Raw genomic sequence first — 2,196 nt, 5'->3', positions numbered from 1 at the left:
CTGTCCCTTCGCGACGGCGCCCGTGTCGTGGTGGTGCGTTCCCGGCTCGTCAGGGAGCTTGCCGGCACCGGTGGAATGCTGTCCGTCGGCCTCAGCCGCTCCGACGTCGAACCACAACTACCCGAAGGCGTGGAGGTCGCGGTCGTCAACAGCGGTACCTCCACGGTCATCGCCGGACCGGTCCCGGTCCTGGAAGCGCTCATGGAGGCCTGGACCGGGCAGGGTGTGCGGGCCCGCATGATCCCGGTCGACTACGCCTCCCACTCCGCCGCCGTCGACGCCGTCGGCGACCCGATCATCAGCGAGCTCGGCGGCCTCACCCCACAGCCCTCGTCGATCCCGCTCGTCTCGAGCGTGACCGGTGAGATCCTCGACACCGCCGGTATGGACGCTGGCTACTGGCTGCGCAACCTGCGCCAGACCGTGCGTTTCGACACCGCGATGCAGACCCACATCGACCGCGGCGCCCGCGTCTTCGTCGAGGTCAGCGCCCACCCCGTCCTCGAACTCGCCATGGCCGAGCTGATCGAGGCAGCCGCCGTCCCCGGGGTCGTCGTACCCTCCCAGCGCCGGGACCGTCCGCAATGGCAACACCTGCTGTCAGCCGCCGGGCAGGTCTGGACCGCTGGCGTCACCGTCGACTGGGCCACCATCCTCGGTCCCGGGCAGACGCGCGCAGATCTGCCCACCTATGCCTTCCAGCACCGGCGGTTCTGGCTCACGCCCAGCACCACCGCCGGAGAGCACAACCTCGACCACCCCGTCCTGACCGGCATCACTCGTACAACACAGGACGAACCCACCGTTGTCACCGGCCGGATCGACAGCCAGACGCTGCCGTGGCTCGACGACCATGCCGTCAACGGCACCACCCTCGTCCCCGGCACCGCTCTGGTGGAGTGGCTGATCCGCATCGGCGACGAACTCGGGCACAACCGCATCGCCGAACTGACGATCCACACTCCGCTCACCATCAGGGACCAGAGCACGAGGCACATCCACGTCGTCTGCCACCCCACCCCGACCGGCGAGCACACCGCGCGGCTCTACAGCCGCTCCGGCCCCACCGATCCGTGGACGGAGCACGTCGAAGCGGTCCTCACCACAGCGGCCGACGCCGTACCGGCCGATGGCGGAGGCTGGCTGCCCGCCGGGCTGCAACCGTTGTCGGTCAACGGGTTCTATGCCGACCTCGCGACGGTGGGTTACGAGTACGGGCCGACGTTCCAGGGGCTGCGCCAGGCATGGCAGCGCGGCGACACCCTCTACGCCGAGATCACGCTGCCCGTTGACGAACCGGACCGGCACAGTATCCACCCCGCGTTGCTCGACGCGGCTCTGCATCCGCTCCTTCTGGCCGACGACCACGCCACCACGTCGTTGCGCGTGCCGTTCGGCTGGGCCGGCGTCCAGCTCTACGCGACCGGGGCGCGGTCAGCTCGGGTCACCGTGACACGTACCGGACCCGACACGGCAACCGTGCGACTCGCCGACGACGACGGTCGGGCCATCGTCCACGTCGACGAACTACGACTGCGCGCGCTACCCGCCAACGCCCTCTCCGGCCCGGAGGCCGCCTCGCTGTCGGCCGTCACCTGGGTGCCGGGAGGACCGGTCGCCGCTCCCGAGGACCAGGCCGGCACCGTCGTGCTCGGCGACGACTACGCCGACGTGCCCGCACTCGTCGCGGCGGTACGGGCCGGAGCTCCGGTTCCCACCACGGTCACCATCACGAGCGACGCCGAGCACCCGGACCCGGCCGAGAGCGTCAACGGCACGCTCACCATGGTGCAGCAGGTCCTCGCGGCGTCCGAGCTGGACGACGTACGCCTCCGGGTCGTCACCAGCGGCGCGAACGTCGCCCCCGGCGGACACACCGACCTGCGCGGCGTCGCCGGTGCCGCCGTGTGGGGTCTGATCCGGGTCGCCCAGTCGGAGTTCCCCGGCCGGATCAGCATCGTCGACGTACCCGCCGGGGGCACCGTTCCCGCGCTCACCGACGAGCAGGCGATCGTGCGCGCCGAGGGTATCCTGGTGCCCCGCCTGAACACCGTGGCTCCGGCGGTGGCCGAGGCGCCGGCCCTCGGCGAGGGCTCGGTCCTGATCACGGGTGGCACCGGTGGCGTCGGCGCTCTGCTCTCCGAGCACCTTGTTCGGGCGCACGGAGTACGGAAGTTGCTGCTGGTGAGCCGCTCA

General features: G+C 71.0%; 1 protein-coding gene. It reads left to right on the top strand.

From position 1 onward, the window contains the following. Positions 1-2,196: acyltransferase domain-containing protein (locus AAH979_RS42790; RefSeq protein WP_346263833.1), on the top strand; the 2,196-nt coding region annotated here is incomplete at its 3' end.

It is taken from the genome of Plantactinospora sp. ZYX-F-223, from assembly GCF_039649625.1.
Classification (GTDB): domain Bacteria; phylum Actinomycetota; class Actinomycetes; order Mycobacteriales; family Micromonosporaceae; genus Plantactinospora.
This window is presented reverse-complemented; position numbering and strand designations above follow the sequence as displayed.